This window comes from Mesorhizobium sp. Ca11 (assembly GCF_020165275.1).
GTDB lineage: Bacteria > Pseudomonadota > Alphaproteobacteria > Rhizobiales > Rhizobiaceae > Mesorhizobium.
The window spans coordinates 44,462-63,398 of the sequence record NZ_JAIUHU010000007.1 but is presented as its reverse complement, the minus strand read 5'-3'; the positions used below and the strand labels follow the sequence as shown (position 1 = coordinate 63,398).

The following is an 18,937-nucleotide window of genomic DNA, read 5'->3' as shown; positions in this document are numbered from 1 at the left end:
CGAAGCGGAGGTCGGGTGAGGGGAAGTCTACACGCAATAGATTGACCGGGCTTGATACGACTATGGACACGACGGCCCATGACGGCACGGTAAAGGAGCGGCTCCCCGCCTCCGCTCCTCGCCTGACGCTCTCAGGCATCTCGAAAAGTTTCCCGGGCGTGCGCGCGCTGCACAATGTCAGCCTGTCGCTCTATCCCGGACAGGTGACGGCGCTGATCGGCGAGAACGGCGCCGGCAAGTCGACGCTGGTCAAGATCATGACCGGCATCTACCAGCCCGATTCAGGCGAGATCGGCATCGACGGCCTGACCACGACGCTGCCCAGCGCGCATGCCGCCTTCGGCCACGGCATCACCGCCATCCACCAGGAGACAGTGCTGTTCGATGATCTTTCGGTCGCCGAAAACATTTTTCTCGGCCATGCGCCGCGCACCCGCTTCGGCACCATCGATTGGCGCACCATGCGCAAGAACGCCCGCGAGGTGCTGGAGACGATGCGCGCCGGCCATATCGACGCTGACGCGCGGCTGAAGGACCTCGGCATCGCCAATAAGCATCTGGTGGCGGTGGCACGCGCCATGTCGATCGACGCGCGCATCGTCATCATGGACGAGCCTACAGCGGCACTTTCGATGAAGGAGATCGAGGAGCTTTTCCTGCTGATCGAATTCCTGAAGAGCGAAGGCAAGGCGGTGCTCTTCATCAGCCACAAGTTCGACGAGATCTACCGCATCGCCGACCGCTACACCGTCTTCCGCGACGGCGAGATGGTCGGCGAAGGCCTGCTCAAGGACACCGGCCAGAACGAGATCGTGCGCATGATGGTCGGCCGCAACGTCGATCATATCTTTCCGCAGCGCGAGCCGAAGATCGGGGCGCCGGTGCTGTCGGTTTCCGGCCTGTCGCATCCGACCGAGTTCGACGACGTCGGCTTCGAATTGCGCAAGGGCGAAATCCTCGGCTTCTACGGGCTGGTCGGCGCGGGGCGCAGCGAGGTCATGCAAGCGATCGCCGGCATCACGCGCATCAGCCGGGGCACCATCTCACTCGACGGCAAGACGATCGCACCGAAATCGGCGGCGGATTCGATCGAGGCCGGCATCGTTTATGTGCCGGAAGAGCGCGGCAAGCAGGGCGTGGTGATCGGCCTGCCCATCTTCCAGAACGTGTCGCTGCCGTCGCTGAAGCGCACCTCGAAATCCGGCGTGCTGAGGCTGGCGGAAGAGTTCTCGCTCGCGCGCTCCTACACCGAGCGGCTCGACCTGCGCGCCTCATCGCTGAGCCAGGATGTCGGCACGCTTTCCGGCGGCAACCAGCAGAAAGTCGTTATCGCCAAATGGCTGGCCACAGCGCCCAAGGTGATCATTCTCGACGAGCCGACCAAGGGCATTGACATCGGCTCCAAGGCCGCCGTGCACGGCTTCATGGCCGAACTGGTCGCGCAAGGCCTGTCGGTGATCATGGTCTCGTCGGAACTGCCCGAAATCCTCGGCATGTCCGACCGCGTCGTGGTCATGCGCGAAGGCCGCATCGCGGCGACCTACGACAACAAGGGGCTCGACGCCGAGACGCTAGTTCGAACGGCGGCGGGGATCGCGGCATGAAGAGCTTCCTCAAATACCGCGAGATCTGGCTGCTTGCCGGCATCGTCGTGCTGATCGGCCTGATCTCGACGCGCTTCCCCGGCTTCGCCGTCCCCGCCAATCTGCGTCAGGTCTTCAACGACACCTCGATCCTGATGATCCTGGCGCTGGGTCAGATGGTGGTGATCCTGACGCGCTCGATCGACCTGTCGATGGCGTCCAACCTCTGCTTCACCGGCATGGTGGTGGCGATGCTCAACGCCGCGCATCCGGCGATCCCGATCCCGGTGCTGATCGTGATCGCACTTGCCATCGGACTGGCGCTTGGCGCGATCAACGGCTTCCTGGTGTGGCGGCTGAACATCCCGTCGATCGTGGTGACGCTGGGCACGCTGACGATCTATCGAGGCGCCACCTTCGTCGTCTCGGGCGGCGCCTGGGTCAATGCCGACCAGATGAGCTCGGACTTCATCAATTTCCAGCGCGCCGCCTTCCTCGGCCTGCCGGTGCTGTCCTGGATCGCGATCATCGTGATCGCGCTGTTCTTTCTGGTGATGACGCGCACGCAGATCGGCCGCTCGATTCACGCCATCGGCGTCAACCCGACCGCCTCGGTCTATGCCGGCATCGATGTCGGCCGCACCAAATTCATCGTGTTCTGCATTTCCGGCATGATCGGCGGGCTCGCCGGCTATCTGTGGATCTCGCGCTACGTCATCGCCTCAGTCGAGGTCGCCAACGGCTATGAGCTCAACATCATCGCCGCCTGCGTGATCGGCGGCATCTCGATCGCCGGCGGCATCGGCTCGGTCGGCGGCGCGGTGCTGGGTGCGCTGTTCCTTGGCATCATCTCCAACGCGCTGCCGGTCATCAACATCTCGCCTTTCTGGCAGATGGCGATTTCGGGAAGCGCCATCATCCTGGCCGTGGTGCTCAACGCGCGCGGCGAGCGCCGGCAGGGCCGGATCATCCTGAGAAAGGCGGAAGCGGCATGACCGACACCCCTGCCCCGCGCCACATCCCCGACCGGTTGGACAAGCCACTCTCCTCGGCGATCTTCTCCTGGGAGGCGCTGCTCGTCGTCATCGCGGTCCTCATCTTCGCGGTGAACAGTTTTGCTTCGCCCTACTTCCTCGATCCGTGGTCGCTGTCGGACCTGACCTTCAACTTCACCGAAAAAGGGCTGATCGCGCTTGCGATGGCGCTGCTGATCATTTCGGGCGAGATCGACCTGTCGGTCGCGGCGATCGTGGCTTTAGCTTCGACGATGATGGGCATGGCGGTGCAGGCCGGCGCGGGAACACCGGTGCTGGTGGCAATCGGCGTCCTCGTGGGACTCGGCTGCGGCGCCTGCAACGGGCTGCTTGTCACCCGGCTCGGCCTGCCTTCCATCGTCGTCACCATCGGCACGATGAGCCTGTTTCGCGGCATCGCCTTCATCATTCTCGGCGACCAGGCCTACAAAGGCTATCCGGAGAGCTTCGCCTTCTTCGGCCAGGGCTATGTCTGGTGGGTCTTCTCGTTCGAGCTGGCGCTGTTCCTCGTCGCGGCGCTCATCTACTGGTTCCTGCTGCACCGCACGAGCTTCGGCCGCCGCGTCTTCGCCATCGGCAACAACCCGGTCGCCTGCCATTTTTCCGGCGTGCGCGTCGACCGCATCAAATTCATCCTGTTTTGCCTGACCGGGCTGATGTCGGGCATAGCCTCGGTGTTGATCACCTCGCGGCTTGGCTCGACGCGGCCGTCGATCGCGCAGGGCTATGAGCTTGAGGCGATCACCATGGTGGTGCTCGGCGGCGTCTCGATCCTCGGCGGCGCCGGCAGCATCCTGGGCGTCGTGCTTGCCGCCTTCATCATGGGGCTGGTGACGTTCGGCCTCGGACTGCTCAACGTGCCCGGCATTGTCATGTCGATCTTCATCGGCCTGCTGCTGATCATCGTCATCGCCCTGCCGATCGTCTGGCGGCGGCTGCGCGAGGGGCGCTTCGCCTGATGGAGAAATACGCCTTCAAGATGAAGCTCAATCCTGGCATGAAGGCCGAGTACAAGCGCCGGCATGACGAGATCTGGCCCGAGCTGGTCGCGCTGCTGAGAGAGGCCGGCGTCTCCGACTATTCGATCCATCTCGACGAGGAGACCAACATCCTGTTCGGCGTGCTGTGGCGCCGCGACGACCACGGCATGGCCGATCTTCCGAAGCACCCGGTGATGCAGCGCTGGTGGGCGCACATGGCCGACGTCATGGAGACCAAACCCGACAACGAGCCGGTGGCGGCGCCGCTGGAAACCGTGTTCCATATGGCATGATCGTCGCCGTCATCGATATCGGCAAGACCAACGCCAAGGTGGCGCTGGTCGATCTCGCGACACTGAGCGAGATTGGGCTGCGCCGCTTCGCCAACGCGCCGGTGCGGCAGGCGCCCTACCCGCATCACGATGTCGAGGCGCTGTGGACGTTCATCCTGAACAGCCTCGCCGATCTCAACCGCGAACGGCGGATCGATGCGATCTCGATCACCACGCATGGCGCGACCGGCGCGCTGGTCGACGACTCGGGCGAACTGGTGCTGCCTGTGCTCGACTATGAATTCGACGGCCCCGACCAGCTTAGGGCCGATTACGACGCCGTGCGTCCGCCCTTCGGCGAAACCGGCACGCCGCGACTGCCGATCGGCCTCAATCTCGGCGCACAGTTCTTCTGGCAGCAGAAACGTTTCCCGGCGGACTTCGCCACGGCCGCCGCGATGCTGATGTATCCGCAATATTGGGCGCTGCGGCTGACCGGCGTCGCCGCCAATGAGGTGAGCTCGCTCGGCTGCCACACCGATCTCTGGAATCCCTGGACGTCCGATTACTCGTCGCTGGTCGACCGGATGGACTGGCGCCGGCTGATGGCGCCGGTGCGACCGGCAAAGGATCGGCTTGGCCCGATCCTGCCGGAGCTGGCGCGGCGGACAGGGCTCGACCCGCAGACGCCCGTGTTCTGCGGACTGCACGATTCCAACGCCTCGCTGCTGCCGCACCTTTTATCCGACACACCGCCCTTCTCCGTCGTCTCGACCGGCACATGGGTGGTGTCGATGGCGGTGGGCGGCAGGAAGGTGGAGCTCGACCCGGCGCGCGACACCCTGGTCAATGTCAACGCGCTCGGCGATCCGGTGCCTTCGGCGCGCTTCATGGGTGGGCGCGAGTTCTCGCTTCTGACCGACGGCCAAAGCCAGGAATGGAGCGAAGACGATGTTGCCGCCGTTCTGGCGCGGCAGGTGCTGCTCCTGCCTGCCACTCAGCGGGGTTCGGGACCGTTTCCGCATCGCGGCGCACAGTGGGTCAATGCCGAGGACTTAAGCGCCGGTCAGCGCTTCGCCGCCATCTCGTTCTATCTGGCGCTGACGACCGCGACCTGCCTGGAATTGATCGGCGGCGACGGACCGACGACCGTCGAGGGACCTTTCGCGCAGAACCCGCTTTTCATCAGAATGCTGGCGGCAGCTACCGAGCGACCGGTCATTGCGTCAGAGACCTCGACCGGGACCAGCATCGGCGCGGCCTTGTTAGCCTCAGATCGCGTCATCGCGATGAGCAAGGGTGAGCGCTCAGAACCACCGACCGATCAGTCCTGGGGCGGATATGCTCGGGCTTGGCGCCGCTCTACTTGACAGGTTGGCTCTGCCCCTCATTGCCCTGCCGGGCATTTCTCCCCGTATAGTGACGGGGAGAAAGAGGCCGTCACCGGCGATTTCGCCAATTTTCAACGCCGCGGAAATGCGTGTCGGCATGGCCACAGCTCTCTTCTCCCCGTTCAACGGGGAGAAGGTGCCGGCAGGCGGATGAGGGGCAGCGCCGACCTCGGCAATCAAAGCCTTCAGCGCGCCGTCCCGTACAGCAATCCTTTGGGATCGATCTGCGGCTTGCGGCCGGCGACGACATCCGACAGGAACTGCCCCGAGCCGCAGGCCATGGTCCAGCCGACATGGCCGTGGCCGGTGTCGAGATAGAGATTGCGGTATTTCGCCTGGCCGATGACCGGCACCGAATTCGGCATCATCGGCCGCAGGCCGGCCCAGAGCACGGCCTTCTTCTCGTCGAAGGCGCCGGGAAAAAGATCCTTGCCGGTTTCCAGGATGGTCCGGAAATCGCCCGGCTTGAAGCTACGGTCGAAGCCGGTGAATTCGGCCGTCGAGGACATGCGAAGGCGATTGCCGAGCCTGGAATAGCCGATCAGCCGGTCCTCGTCCGCGCCGCCCATGGTCGGCCCCTTGCTCTCGTCCTCCAAGGGGATCGTCGCTGTATAGCCCTTCACCGGATAGACCGGCAGGTCGATACCGTAGCGGCGGCCGAGCAGGCCGCTTTCCGGCCCCATGGAGATGACGACGGCATCGCCGGTGACCGGTCCTGCCGAGGTCATCACCGCGCGCACCCGATCTCCCTCGATGTCGAGGCCCTCGACCGTCGTGCCGAACAGGAATTTCACGCCGAGCCTCTCGGCTGCATAGGCGGCGAGCCGGTCGGTGAACTGCTTGGAATCCCCGGTCTGGTCGATCGGCGAATAGATGCCGCCGGCGATCTTTTCCTTCACGCCGGCAAGACCAGGCTCCAGCTCGACCAGACGCTCGCGGTCGACGATCTCGATCGGCAGGCCGTGCTCGCCCAGATAGCGGTAATTGTCGGTGCCGGTGTCCAGGCTCTTTTGCGAGCGAAAGAAGTAGAGAATGCCCTTCTTGCGCTCGTCATAATGGATGCCGGTTTCCTCCGACAATTGATTGATGCACTCGCGAGAATGGAGCGCGAGCCTCAACTTGACGTTGGTGTTGGCGCGCAGCCGGGTCACCGTGCATTCGCGCAGGAAGCGCAGGCTCCAGGCATAGAAATAGGGATCGAGGCGCAGCCTGACCTTGATGCCGAGGTCATGGTTCCAGAGCGCGCGCAGGAAGGTCTTCAGCGCCGCGGGCGAAGCCCAGGCGGTGGCGTCGCCCGGCGACACCAGGCCGGCATTGGACTGGCTGGTGCCCCGCGCCGCCGCTTCATGGCGCTCAATCACCGTCACCTCGTGACCATCCCTTGCCAGATAATAGGCGGCCGCCGTGCCAACCACGCCGGCGCCGAGAACCAAGACCTTCATGCCGTTCCCTCAAAGATCATGGGGCGGCCCCCCGCGCGCCGCCGCATGAGGCTCAATACCGCGTCCAAACGCGCCGGACGAGCCCTTGGCCCAACAGATCAGTTTCGAACGGAGTTCCTGGTCGTCAGGATCCGTTCCCAGGCCAGCGCGTCGTTGACGATCAGGTCGAGATCGTCGCGCTGCGGCGTCCAGCCGAATTCCTTGCGGGCAAGCTCGGAATTGGCGACCACGGCTGCGGCGTCGCCCGGCCGGCGGTCCCCCATGCGCACGTCGAAGTCATGGCCGAAGGCGCGGCGCACGCTGTCGATCACCTCGAGCACCGAATAGCCGTGGCTGTAGCCGCAATTGGCGACGAGACTGCCGCCGCCGTCGCGCAGCCGCTGCAGCGCCAGCCGGTGCGCGGCGGCGAGATCGCTGACATGGATGTAGTCGCGCATGCAGGTGCCGTCCGGCGTCGCATAATCGGTGCCGAAGACCTGCATGAAGGGCCGCTTGCCGAGCGCGGTCTCGCAGGCGACCTTGATCAGATGCGTGGCACCGGGCGTCGATTGTCCCGTGCGGCCCTTCGGATCGGCGCCGGCGACGTTGAAATAGCGCAGCGCCGTATAGCGGATGTCGTGCGCCAACGCTGCATCGCGCAGCATCCATTCGCTCATCAGCTTGGAAAGGCCGTAAGGCGATTCCGGCGCAAGGCGGGCATCCTCACGCACCGGCTCCAGCCCGGCGCCGCCATAGACGGCGGCGGTGGAGGAGAAGATGAAATGCGGCACGCCCTCGCGCACCGCCGTTTCGATCAGCGTGCGGGTCTTGCAGGTGTTGTTTTCGTAATAGCCAAGCGGGTCGGCGACCGATTCCGGCACCACGATCGAGCCGGCGAAGTGGATGATGGCGTCGACCTTGTTGTCGCGGATGATCCGGCCGACCAGATCACGATCGGCGACATCGCCGACGGTGAGCCTTGCTTCCGGGGCGACCGCCCATTCGAAACCGGTGGAAAGCCGGTCGAGCACCACGACGCTCTCGCCGGCGTCCAGCAGTTCCCAGACCATGTGGCTGCCGATATAACCGGCACCGCCTGTCACCAAAACCGTCATCATCTACCTCGCTGATCAAGATTTGTCGGAAACTGTCTCAACAGCCACCGCGCTGGAAAACCCGCCGCAAGCCCACTAGCCTCCCTATGTGTTAAGTCCGTAACAGTTCGTCGCGCCCGAGGCATCGTACTGAAACCAAGTTGCTTCAAACAGCAGGGAATAGGCCACGATCCGGCATCGTTAGGAACAGGGCACGGGCGTGGCATTTTGACCGGTTGGGCGCGGTGGACGCGGCATGGGGCAGTGATTATGATCCGGCCCAAAATTGGGAAGTCGACATGAACTATCAGCGGTTCTTCGAGGATGCGATCGAGCAGCTCCACGCCGAGCGTCGCTACCGCGTTTTCGCCGACCTGGAGCGCATCGTGGGCAAGTTCCCGCGCGCCATCTGGCGTTCCAACGGCCGCGCCCAGGAAATCACCGTATGGTGCTCCAACGACTATCTCGGCATGGGCCAGAACGAGGACGTGATTGCCGCCTTCCAGAACGCGGCCGCCAAGATGGGCTCGGGCGCCGGCGGCACCCGCAACATTTCCGGCACCTCCAACCCGCTGGTCGAGCTCGAGCAGGAGCTCGCCGATCTGCATGACAAGGAGGCAGCGCTGGTCTTCACCTCCGGCTTCGTCTCCAACGAGGCCTCGATCTCGACCATCGCCAGGCTTCTGCCCAACTGCCTGATCATCTCGGACGAGCTCAACCATGCCTCGATGATCGAAGGCGTGCGGCGCTCGGGCGCGGAGAAGAAGATCTTCCGCCACAATGACGTGGCGCATCTAGAGAGCCTCTTGCAGGCCGCGGGGCGCGAGCGCGCCAAGCTGATCGTCTTCGAAAGCGTCTATTCGATGGACGGCGACATCGCGCCGATCAGAGAGATCGTCGAGCTCGCCGAGCGCTACAACGCCATGACCTATATCGACGAGGTCCATGCCGTAGGCATGTACGGGCCGCGCGGCGGCGGCATCACCGAACGCGAAGGCTTGGCCGACCGCATCGACATCATCGAGGGCACGCTGGCCAAGGCCTTCGGCACGCTTGGCGGCTATATCGCCGGCACCAGCGCCGTCATCGACGCGGTGCGCTCCTATGCGCCGGGCTTCATCTTCACCACCGCGCTGCCGCCGGCGATCGCGGCGGCCGCCACCACCTCGATCCGGCATCTCAAGCGCTCGCAGGCCGAGCGCGACGCGCAGCAGCGCCAGGCGGCGCGCACCAAGCAGGTGCTTGCCGCGGCCGGGCTGCCGGTGATGGACTCAGCCACGCATATCGTGCCGGTGCAGGTCGGCGACCCCGAGCTTTGCAAGATGGCCAGCGACCGGCTGCTTGGCGTGCACGGCATCTACATCCAGCCGATCAACTATCCGACGGTGCCGCGCGGCACCGAGCGGCTGCGCATCACGCCCACACCCTTCCATTCGGACGCGCTGATCGCCGAATTGCAGGATGCGGTGGTCGAGACCTGGGATGCGCTGGGCATTCCCTATGCCAGCTCCGGCCGTCCCGCCGTCGCCAAGAGCGACCGGATCATTCCGCTGCTGGTGCCGAAGTCGGGCGGCTGAAGCCGCCTTTCTCACACCGTCTTCATCCACCTCGCCAGGCGATGCGCCGCTTCCTCGAGCTGATCGAGGCGGCGGTGGAAGCATAGTCTGAGGAAGGCTTCGCCGCCGGGGCCGAAGGCGGTGCCAGGCGCCAGGCCGACATTGGCGTTATCGACGATGTCGAAGGCGGCGGTTCGGGAATCGGTGATGCCGTCGACCCTGAAGAACAGATAGAACGCGCCCTGCGGCACGGTGAAACGCGCCTTGCCGGTCGCGCCGAGTATGTCACAGACGAGATCGCGAGCGGCGCGTGCACGCTCCACTTGTTCGGTGATGAAGCCGTCGCCCTCGTCGAGGGCAGCGACCGCGCTGCGCTGCATGAACTGGGCGACGCCCGAGGTCGAGTACTGGATCAGGTTTTCGAATACCTGCTGCAAGGCTGGATGGGTCTTGATCCAGCCGACACGCCAACCGGTCATCGCCCAGTTCTTGGAGAAACTGTTAACGAACAGGATACGGTCGTCGGCCGTGGCGAGGTCGAGGAAGGACGGCGCGCGGCCATGGCCGTAGTGGAACAGCGAATAGATCTCGTCGGCGATGATCCACAGGCCCTTTTGGCGGGCGAGATCGAGGATTGCCTTCAGCGTCTGCCTGTCGGCGGTCCAGCCGGTCGGGTTGGACGGCGTGTTGATGAACAACAGCTTCGTGCGCGGCGTGATCGCGGAGGCGATCTTTTCGACATCGCAGGACCAGCCATTGCCGGACTGGTCGAGGGTGACCGGCACCGGAACGGCGCCCGCCACGCCGGCGGCCGCGGCGAAATTCGGCCAAGCCGGCGAGAGGTAGATCACCTCATCGCCGCTGCCGGCGATCGCGTCGATGGCCAGTTGGATGGCGTGCATGCCGGATCCGGTGACGATGAACTCCTCCTCGGCGAAGGTCTTGCCAAAATGCCTGGCGTAGTAGCGGGCGAGCGCCTGCCTGAGCTCGGGAATGCCCTTCTGCCAGGTGTAGAACGTCTCGCCATCGGCCAGTCCCTTGGCGGCGGCATCGCTGATGAAGGAAGGCGTGGGCAGATCGCCCTCGCCAGCCCAGAGCGGGATCAGGCCTTCGCGCAGGCGGCCGTGATTGACGACAGCGACGATGCCGCTTTCGGGCGCCGCGCGGGCTTCCGCGCGCAAGGTCTCGATCAGGGTCATGCAAGAATCCGTCCGGTTTTTCGCGACTGCTAGCCTCTTTTACGACAGCCGCAAACAGAAAACCCCGGCCGCAAGCGGCCGGGGTTTTGGTCCAGGGCGCCCGTTGAGGAGTTACCTTTTCGCCAGCAGGTCGCGGATTTCGGTCAGCAACTGTACGTCGGCGGGCGGCGGTGCCGCGGCAGCAACCGGCTTCTCGCGCTCCAGCCGCCTGCGCAGATTGTTCACCGCCTTGACCATCAGGAAGATGATGAAGGCAAGAATCAGGAAATTCAGCACGACCGTGATGAAGCTGCCATAGGCGAAGACGGCGCCTTCTTTCTTGGCATCGGCCAGCGTGGCCGAATGGACGTTCGATGACAACCCGAAGAAGTAGTTGTTGAAGTCCAACCCGCCGAAAATCGCGCCGATGATCGGCATGATGATGTCGTTGACGAGCGAGTCGACGATCTTGCCGAAGGCGGCGCCGATGATGACGCCGACGGCCAAGTCCATCACATTGCCCTTGGAAATGAATTCCTGGAATTCTTTCAGCATTCGGCCCTCCTTGCCATGACCGGCCGTGCTGCCGCCCCGGCTCTCCGGCACCGATCCGAAGCCACAATAACAAAAACACCCGGTTGAAAAACCGGAAAAAGGGCGAAGACACCGGTTTGTGCTTACCTGCCTCGCCAGCCGCATATGCGCCAAAAGCCGCGATGGACTTGGGCTCCAAGCTGTGGTTGCGTCTTAACGACCGGATGAGGAACCGGCAGGGAGGAAGTGCGGACCGTGCAAGGCTGGTTCGTCGTCATCATCGCGATCGCCTATGTGACGCTGCTTTTCGCCATCGCCAGCGTCGGCGACCGGCGCTCGGTGGCAGCCGGGCTCGGCCGGGCGCGGCCTTTCATCTACGCGCTCAGCCTCGCCATCTACTGCACTTCCTGGACTTTCTTCGGCTCGGTCGGCCTTTCCTCCGAGCGCGGCCTCGAATTCCTCGGCATCTATACCGGTCCGGTGCTGGTCTTCGTGTTCGGCTTCCCGCTGCTCAATCGCATGATCAGGCTGGCGAAAAGCGAGAAGATCACCTCGATCGCGGACTTCCTCGGCGCCCGCTACGGCAAGAGCTTCACCGTCGCGGCGATCGCGACGCTGATCGCGACCATCGGCGCGGTGCCCTATATCGCGCTGCAGCTCAAGGCGATCTCCGGTTCCGTCAGCCTGATGGTCGAGCACTATACGGGCTCGCCCCCCTCTTTCGATCCGTTCGTCAGCGATATCTCGCTGGTGGTGGCGATGCTTTTGGCGCTGTTCGCGGTGCTGTTCGGCACCCGCCATGCCGACGCCACGGAACATCAGGACGGACTGGTTCTGGCGGTGGCGGTCGAGACCGTGGTCAAGCTCGCCGCCTTTCTCGCCATCGGCCTGATGGTGATATTCGTGATCTTCGGCGGGCCCGGCGACATGTTCGCCAGGCTTGCCGGAAACGGCCAGGTTCGCCAGGCGATGAGCTACAGCACCTCGCTGGCCACCTGGCTGGTGCTGACCGGCCTGAGCGGCTTTGCCGTGCTGATGCTGCCGCGGCAGTTCTACGTCACCATCGTCGAGAACCGCAGCGAGGCGGAACTGCGCACGGCGACCTGGGTGTTCCCGCTCTACCTCGTGGCGATCAACCTCTTCGTGCTGCCGATCGCCTTTGCCGGCCTGTCGCTGGTCGGCGACAAGACCAGCAGCGACCTCTATGTCTTGTCGCTGCCGCTGTTCAGCGGCCATGACGTGCTGGCGATGGCCGCCTTCGTCGGCGGCCTGTCGGCGGCAACCGCGATGGTGATCGTCGAGAGCGTCGCGCTGTCGATCATGATCTCCAACGATCTCGTCATCCCGCTGTTCGTGCGCCGCGTGCTCAAGACGAGTTCCTCGGAGAACGAGGACTGGTCGACGCTGATCCTCAATGTGCGCCGCGCCTCGATCTTCATCATGCTGTTCATCGCCTTCCTCTATTATCGCGAGAGCACCAATAGCGCGCGGCTGTCCTCGATCGGCCTGATGTCGTTTGCCGCGATTGCCCAATTCGCGCCGGCGCTGGTCGGCGGGCTGATCTGGCGCCGCGCCAACGGCCGGGGCGCAGCCCTCGGCATGTTCGCCGGCATCGCCGTCTGGGGCTACACGCTGCTCCTGCCTTCACTCGTCGCCCCCTCTACCGATATCGTCGTCCACGGGCTGTTCGGCTTCGAGGCGCTGAGGCCGCAGGCGCTGTTCGGCACCGTCGGCGAGCCGCTGAACCATGGCGTGCTGTGGAGCCTCTCGGTCAATGCGCTGTTTTTCGTCCTCGGCTCCCTCTCCCGCGCGTCCGTGCCGCTGGAGCGCATCCAGGCGGCGATCTTCGTGCCGCGCGAGGCAGGCCCGATGCCCAGCCTGCGCCGCTTCCGCACCGCCGTCACCGTCAACGACCTGAAGGATACGATTTCACGCTATCTCGGCGTCGAGCGCACGGAGCGCTCGTTCCAATCCTTCGAGAGGGACGCGAAAGTCTCCCTGCACGGCACCGAACAGGCCAGCATGGATGTTATCCGCTTCTCTGAGCAATTGCTGGCGAGCGCCGTCGGCTCGTCCTCGGCGCGGCTGATCCTGTCGCTGCTCTTTCGCCGCAACGATCGCGACTCCAAGGATGCCTTCAAGCTGCTCGACGACGCCACCGAGGCGCTGCAGCACAATCGCGACCTTTTGCAGATCGCGCTCGACCAGATGGAGCAAGGCATCACCGTCTTCGATCGCGATTTCCGACTGATCTGCTGGAACCGGCAATACCGGCTGCTGTTCGACCTGCCGGACGAGATGGGCCAGGTCGGCGTCTCGCTCGACCGGATCCTCCATCATCTCGCCGAGCGCGGCGATATTCCCGCCGACCAGCGCGTCACGATGCTCAACCGGCTGACCAGCTTCGCCGGCCCGTGGCAGATGGAGCTGAAGACCAGCGGCCGCATCCTGGAGCTGCGCTCCAACCCGATGCCCGACGGCGGCATCGTCGCCACGTATGCCGACATCTCCGGCCGGGTCGAGCAGGACCTGGCGCTGAAGCGGGCCAATGAATCGCTGGAGCAACGGGTCAAGACCCGCACCGTCGAGCTCACCCGCGTCAACGAGGAACTGGCGCAGGCGCAGATGCTGGCCGAGGAGGCAAACCTCGGCAAGACGCGCTTCCTCGCCGCCGCCGGCCATGACATCCTGCAGCCGCTCAACGCCGCCCGCCTCTATTGCTCGTCGCTGATCGAGAAGGCGGGCAAGGGACCGGCCGGCAAGGCCGCGATGAACATCGAATCCTCGCTGGAATCGGTCGAGACCATCCTCGGCGCGGTGCTCGACATCTCGCGGCTCGATGCCGGCGCGATGAAGCCGGACAATACCGCTTTTAACCTGGGCGGACTGCTCGGTCAGATCGGCAACGATTTTCGCCCGCTTGCCGCCGAAAAGAAGCTCGATCTGAAGATCATCCCATCCTCGCTCGGCGTCATGACCGACCGGAACCTGTTGCGCCGGCTGATCCAGAATCTCGTTTCCAACGCCATCAAATACACGCGCCAGGGCCGCATTCTGGTTGGGGTGCGGCGACGCGGCGAGCTGGCCGAGATCCAGGTGATCGACACCGGCATCGGCATTGCCGGCGACAAGCTCAGCACCGTCTTCCACGAGTTCACGCGCCTCGACGAGGGCGCGCGCGAGGCCGAAGGCCTTGGCCTGGGGCTCTCCATCGTCGACCGCATCGCCAGGGTGCTGAGGCTCGAAATCCGCATCTACTCCAACCCCGGCAAGGGCACGCGCTTTTCCGTGATTCTGCCGGTCGCGGCGGTCGCCGCGCCGCCGCGCGAGGCCGGCAAGGCGCCGGCCCGCTCTGCCTCGACGCTTGCCGGGCTCAATGTGCTGTGCATCGACAATGACGCGCGCATCCTCGACGGCATGCGGCTGCTGCTCGAAGGCTGGGGATGCCGTGTCGAGACGGCTTCGGGATCAGGCGATCTCCTGAAGCCCGGCGCGCCGAAGCCGGACCTCGTGCTGGCAGACTATCATCTCGACGGTAGCACCGGGCTCGATGCGGTCGCCACGCTGCGCGCCGCCTACGGGCAGGACCTGCCCTGCGTGCTGGTCACCGCCGACCGCTCCAGCGAGGTGCGCGCGGCTGCCGGCCGGCTCGACATTCCGGTGATCAACAAGCCGCTGAAGCCGGCCGTGCTGCGCTCGATGATGGCGCGCGTCAGGCCGCTGGCGCCGGCCGCCGAATAGAGACAAAGCACTGCTACCAGCCGCGATGCCCGAGGCTTCGGAGATAGGCGCAGAACATGTCGGCCAGCGCATCGGAATAGGCTTCGATCTCATCGGCCGTTCGCTCCTTTTCCGAGAAATCCGCCCCCACGGCGCTCAGCGTCTTGATGATCAGGTCGCCGGCCAGGGCGCGGCCGCTATCCGGCGCGTCAGGAAGCGTCTCGCGCATGAAGGTCTCGACGGTCCGGCTCGCCGCCGCCCTCGCCTCCTCAGCCTCCGGCGCATCCCGATAGAGCGGCGCGGCGTCGTTCAGCGCGCCGCGCACCGCCGCCTCCTCGCATTCGGAGCGGATGAAGGCGTGGACCAGCGTTCTTGTCCGCTCGAGCGGGGATAGCCCGGTATTTTCGAGAATGCCGCACAAAAGCTCTGTCGTCTGGCGCCATTCGTCACTCTGCAACCTGAACAGCAGGGCCGCCTTGTTCGGGAAATACTGGTAGAGCGAACCGACGCTGACGCCCGCCCTTTCGGCAACGCGCGTGGTGGTGAAACGCTGCGCGCCTTCAGCAGCCAAAACCTGAGCAGCCGCCTCTAAAATCGCCGCGACCAGCTCCGTGGCGCGCGCCTGTTTGGGCTGTTTTCGAGTGGAAATTGAAGGGCTTGAGCGTTGGATCATGGTCGCGCGCCGAAATGCGAATTGGAAACCTGAAGGATTATTCGTATTTTTGGAAGCAACACAAGAACCCCGCCGGAGACAGCCATGACCACCTTGACCGCAACCCCTTTGGCACCGCTGCTCGCCCGCCTGTTCAAGGAAGCCGACGCGGCGACCAGCCCGGCGATCGCCCAGTACTCGCGCGACGAACGGACGCGCCTGCTCCACAGCAAGACCGAGTATCGCCAGTTCTACGGCAGCCTGAAGGACCTGTGGCTTGCGGTCTCGCCGGAGACCGGCACGCTGCTCTACATGCTGGCGCGCAGCACCGGCGCGCGCATCATCGTCGAATTCGGCACATCGTTCGGCATCTCGACGCTCTATCTTGCCGCGGCACTGCGCGACAATGGCGGCGGCCGACTGATCACGACGGAATTCGAGCCGTCGAAGGTAACCCGGGCCAAGGCCAATCTGACCGAAGGCGGCCTCATCGACCTGGTGGAGATCCGCGAGGGCGACGCGCTGGAAACGCTCAGCACCGACCTGCCTGACCGGATAGACCTCCTGCTGCTCGACGGCGCCAAGGCGCTCTATCCGGAGATACTGAGCCTGGTCGAGAGCCGGCTCAGGCCCGGCGCGCTGGTCATCGCCGACAATGCCGACTTCTCGCCCGACTATCTGGAACGGGTGCGCGCGCCGGCCGGCGGCTATATGTCGACGCCGTTCGGCGACGACGTGGAGCTGTCGATGCGGCTCGGCTAAGGCTTGCTCGAAACTACCCCATGCTGCTTCTGAGGCAGCCGTAGGCGTTTACGTCAACCAACGCGCAATCCCGGCCTTCGGGCCTTTGACGCGTAGGTGACATCCATGACCTTCCTCCCATCGTCCTGGCGCGGGCTGCCGCGCCCGGCTCTGCTCGGCCTGTTCCTGTTCTTCTGCGCCGGTTTCGCCGACGGCGCGCTGGTGCCCTTCTTTCCGCTCTGGGCGAGCGGCGAGGCGAACATTCCGATCGGCGCGATCGGGCTTTTGTTTGCCTGCTATGCCGGCGGCGAATTGGTCGCAGCGCCGCTGATCGGCGGCATCGCCGACCGGGTCGGCCGGCGGCCGGTGCTGATCCTGTCGTCGCTCGGCGTCGGCTGCGGCTTCGTCGCGCTGTTCTTCGCTCATGGCGTCGCCGCCACCGCGGCCGTGCTGCTTTTGACCGGCATATGCGAGTCGGTGCTCCACCCGACCATCCTCACAGCTATCGCCGATGTGACGGAACCGTCGGCGCATCCGCGCTGGTTCGGCATGGCGCGCGTCAGCTCGAGCGCCGGACAGATCCTCGGCCCGGCCTGCGGCGCGCTGCTGGCGCTCGTTTCGCTTGGCAGCGTGTTCCTGGCCGGCGGCGGTATGCTGCTCTTCGGCGGCATCGTCATGCTTGCCGCATTCGCCGAGACGCGCGGCCATGCCGCAGCCGACCATGGGGAAACGGAGGAAGAGGAAGGCCTGTCGGCGCTGCTGCCGGCCTTCCACGACGGCCGCCTGGCAAAGCTGCTCGCCTGGGTCGTGCTGTTCGAGATTTCCGGCAACTGGATCGAAGCGGTCATCCCGCTCTATGCGCAGGATGCCGGCACGCTCACCCCGTCCGGTGTCGGCGCGCTGTTTGCCTATGCGGCCGCCCTGACGGTCGGTTTGCAGATGCTGGTCAGCCGCTTCGCCGAGACGCGATCGGCGCTTTGGCTGGCAGCCGGCGCCGGCATCTCGACCATCGCCGCCTTTGCCCTGCTGGCGACCTCGCCGGCGATACTTTCGCTGGTCGCCGCAGTCAGCTTCTGCTCGGTGGGACAGATGCTGGTCGGGCCGCTCGTGCCGACCGCCGTCAACGCGCTCGCACCATCGCCGCGACGCGCTTCCTATATGGCCGCCTCGTCTGTGGCGGTCGACCTCAAGGACTCGCTTGGACCGTCGATCGGCACGGCGCTCTATGCGCTCGCGCCGCGCCTGCCCTGGATCGCCGGCATTCCACTGGTGGCGATCGCTTCGCTGGGCCTCGGCGCCGCGATCGGGCGAGCGCGGAATCCTTCAGGCCCGACCGAGGATGATGCCGCGTCGCAGTTGGGCTCGGCCGTCGAAAACTATCGCTGAGGGGCGCAGCCATCGACCCGACGCGAAGCGACCGCATGATCGATCCGCGCTGGTCGGGTTCAGTTAGGGTGAAAAGCTTCGCCTGAGGTGCCTGCGATCAGCCGACCGGCTGCAGCGGGTCGCCGCCGATCTTCGACAGCTGGATGACCGCCTGGGTGCGGCTGTCGACGCCGAGCTTCTGCAGGATGGCCGAGACATGCGCCTTGATGGTGGCCTCGGAGACGCCGAGCTCATAGGCGATCTGCTTGTTGAGCAGGCCCTCCGCCAGCATGCCGAGCACCCGCGTCTGCTGCGGCGTCAGCGCCTGGAGCCGCTTGATCAGGTCGGAGATTTCCGGGTCGCGCTCGACGCCGAGCTCAATGCCGGCCGGCGCGGCAATGTCGCCGGCAAGCACCGCCTGCACGGCGCCGCGGATCTCGTCCATGCTGGCCGATTTGGAGATGAAGCCGGAAGCGCCGAGATCGAGCGCGCGGCGGATGGTGACGGGATCGTCATGCGCCGATACCACCACCAGCGGCACCGCCGGATGGATGCCGCGCAACGAGATCAGGCCGGAGAGGCCGCTGGCGCCCGGCATCGACAGGTCGAGCAGCACCATATCGATATCTTCATTGGCAAGCACCAGCGCCTTGGCGCTTTCGAAATCGCCGGCCTCGTGGATGGCGGCAACGTCGCCGATGCCGGCAAGCGCCTCCTTCAGCGCGCCGCGAAAAAGCGGATGGTCGTCGGCAATGACGAAAGTGTGGCCCGACGGCAAATAGTCCTCCCCCGATCCCATCATCATTGTGTGCTTCTTGCGGGGACCGGAATGATTATGCGGCGGCGCGGCGCGTTTTCAAGCGACAAAGGCCGCGCGCGGGGTTTTCCCCAAGGCGGCTTTGCAATCAGGTCTTCTGCTGGTTCAGCTTGCCTTCGCCATCTTCCTTGTCCAGGTCCTTGACGATGTCCTTGAAGGTCCGGAAGAAGCGCTCCATGTAACCCATCGTCTTATTGAAATCCTCTTCGCTGGGCAGTTGCGATTCCAGCCGGGCGGAGAGCGAATTCTCGAGCTTGGCGACGCGCGCGTCGAGCGCCTTGACCGAATTGTCCAGCCGGTCGATCTCGTCCTGGTAGGCGGCCCGCTCGTCGGCGGCCATCTTGCAGACGAGCTGGCCGGCGCGCTCTTCGCAGATCGACATGGCGCCGGTCCTTGTGTCCATGCGGACATAGCCGTTGGCCGACTTCTCCAGACGGTAATGGTCGGTCTCCTCGGAATAGGCGGAAGCGGCAACCAGCGAGCAAAGCGCCGCGGGGATCACGATGTGCTGCAGACGCATGTTGTTCCTCCATGAGCCAGTGAAGGCGGGCTATCACAGGTTTGCGCCGGAAATGGGGAAGAGTCGAGCTTCGAGCCTT

At 64.9% G+C, this 18,937-nt stretch carries 16 protein-coding genes; 9 read left to right on the top strand and 7 right to left on the bottom strand.

Annotation, left to right across the window (positions count from 1 at the left end):
- Positions 1–62: 62 nt before the first annotated feature.
- From LB538_RS14425 to LB538_RS14405, 5 genes are read left to right on the top strand one after another with little or no spacing between them, the layout of a single operon-like run.
- The gene (locus tag LB538_RS14425) at positions 63–1,604 is read left to right on the top strand and encodes a sugar ABC transporter ATP-binding protein (protein WP_224523483.1); all 1,542 of its coding nucleotides are present in this window, start codon (positions 63–65) and stop codon (positions 1,602–1,604) included.
- Entirely contained in the window at positions 1,601–2,578 is a 978-nt protein-coding gene (locus LB538_RS14420) for an ABC transporter permease (RefSeq protein ID WP_095765870.1), read from the top strand. The genes LB538_RS14425 and LB538_RS14420 overlap by 4 nt, the downstream gene beginning before the upstream one ends.
- Entirely contained in the window at positions 2,575–3,576 is a 1,002-nt protein-coding gene (locus LB538_RS14415) for an ABC transporter permease (protein WP_224523482.1), read from the top strand. Before LB538_RS14420 ends, LB538_RS14415 begins: the two co-directional genes overlap by 4 nt.
- Positions 3,576–3,890 (top strand): L-rhamnose mutarotase, encoded by a 315-nt coding sequence (gene rhaM / locus LB538_RS14410; RefSeq protein ID WP_181181204.1) that lies wholly within the window; start codon positions 3,576–3,578, stop codon positions 3,888–3,890. The genes LB538_RS14415 and rhaM overlap by 1 nt, the downstream gene beginning before the upstream one ends.
- Complete coding sequence (locus tag LB538_RS14405) at positions 3,887–5,239, top strand: FGGY-family carbohydrate kinase (protein WP_224523480.1); 1,353 nt, start codon at positions 3,887–3,889, stop codon at positions 5,237–5,239. Before rhaM ends, LB538_RS14405 begins: the two co-directional genes overlap by 4 nt.
- A gap of 206 nt (positions 5,240–5,445) precedes the next feature.
- Here the strand turns inward: LB538_RS14405 and LB538_RS14400 are convergent, their stop codons facing one another.
- Positions 5,446–6,702, bottom strand: a complete 1,257-nt coding sequence (locus tag LB538_RS14400) for a D-amino acid dehydrogenase (RefSeq protein WP_224523478.1) — start codon at positions 6,700–6,702, stop codon at positions 5,446–5,448.
- Between the two features lie 98 nt (positions 6,703–6,800).
- Entirely contained in the window at positions 6,801–7,796 is a 996-nt protein-coding gene (galE, locus tag LB538_RS14395; RefSeq protein ID WP_224523477.1) for a UDP-glucose 4-epimerase GalE, read from the bottom strand.
- 278 nt (positions 7,797–8,074) lie between these two features.
- On the opposite strand from galE, the gene hemA reads away from it, so the two are divergent.
- Positions 8,075–9,352 carry a 5-aminolevulinate synthase gene (gene hemA, locus LB538_RS14390; protein WP_224523475.1) on the top strand — a complete coding sequence of 426 codons (1,278 nt, stop codon included), beginning with the start codon at positions 8,075–8,077 and terminating at the stop codon, positions 9,350–9,352.
- A gap of 11 nt (positions 9,353–9,363) precedes the next feature.
- Here hemA and LB538_RS14385 read toward each other — a convergent pair whose 3' ends face one another.
- Both LB538_RS14385 and mscL read right to left on the bottom strand, forming a co-directional pair.
- Positions 9,364–10,530 carry a pyridoxal phosphate-dependent aminotransferase gene (locus LB538_RS14385; protein ID WP_224523472.1) on the bottom strand — a complete coding sequence of 389 codons (1,167 nt, stop codon included), beginning with the start codon at positions 10,528–10,530 and terminating at the stop codon, positions 9,364–9,366.
- A 111-nt stretch (positions 10,531–10,641) separates the two neighbouring features.
- The gene (gene mscL / locus LB538_RS14380; RefSeq protein WP_224523470.1) at positions 10,642–11,064 is read right to left on the bottom strand and encodes a large conductance mechanosensitive channel protein MscL; all 423 of its coding nucleotides are present in this window, start codon (positions 11,062–11,064) and stop codon (positions 10,642–10,644) included.
- Positions 11,065–11,298: 234 nt separating this feature from the next.
- Here mscL and LB538_RS14375 point away from each other — a divergent pair, with 234 nt between their 5' ends.
- Positions 11,299–14,784: a PAS-domain containing protein gene (locus LB538_RS14375; protein ID WP_224523468.1), complete on the top strand. Its 3,486-nt coding sequence runs from the start codon at positions 11,299–11,301 to the stop codon at positions 14,782–14,784.
- 13 nt (positions 14,785–14,797) lie between these two features.
- Here the strand turns inward: LB538_RS14375 and LB538_RS14370 are convergent, their stop codons facing one another.
- Positions 14,798–15,436, bottom strand: coding sequence for a TetR family transcriptional regulator (locus tag LB538_RS14370; RefSeq protein ID WP_224523465.1), 639 nt, complete (start codon positions 15,434–15,436; stop codon positions 14,798–14,800).
- 84 nt (positions 15,437–15,520) lie between these two features.
- Between LB538_RS14370 and LB538_RS14365 the strand changes: the two genes are divergently transcribed.
- Positions 15,521–16,177 (top strand): O-methyltransferase, encoded by a 657-nt coding sequence (locus tag LB538_RS14365; RefSeq protein WP_224523463.1) that lies wholly within the window; start codon positions 15,521–15,523, stop codon positions 16,175–16,177.
- 105 nt (positions 16,178–16,282) lie between these two features.
- Entirely contained in the window at positions 16,283–17,542 is a 1,260-nt protein-coding gene (locus tag LB538_RS14360; protein WP_224523461.1) for an MDR family MFS transporter, read from the top strand.
- A 97-nt stretch (positions 17,543–17,639) separates the two neighbouring features.
- Here LB538_RS14360 and LB538_RS14355 read toward each other — a convergent pair whose 3' ends face one another.
- Positions 17,640–18,299, bottom strand: a complete 660-nt coding sequence (locus tag LB538_RS14355) for a response regulator transcription factor (RefSeq protein ID WP_095766186.1) — start codon at positions 18,297–18,299, stop codon at positions 17,640–17,642.
- A 127-nt stretch (positions 18,300–18,426) separates the two neighbouring features.
- Positions 18,427–18,858, bottom strand: coding sequence for a hypothetical protein (locus tag LB538_RS14350; RefSeq protein WP_224523459.1), 432 nt, complete (start codon positions 18,856–18,858; stop codon positions 18,427–18,429).
- Positions 18,859–18,937 lie beyond the last annotated feature (79 nt).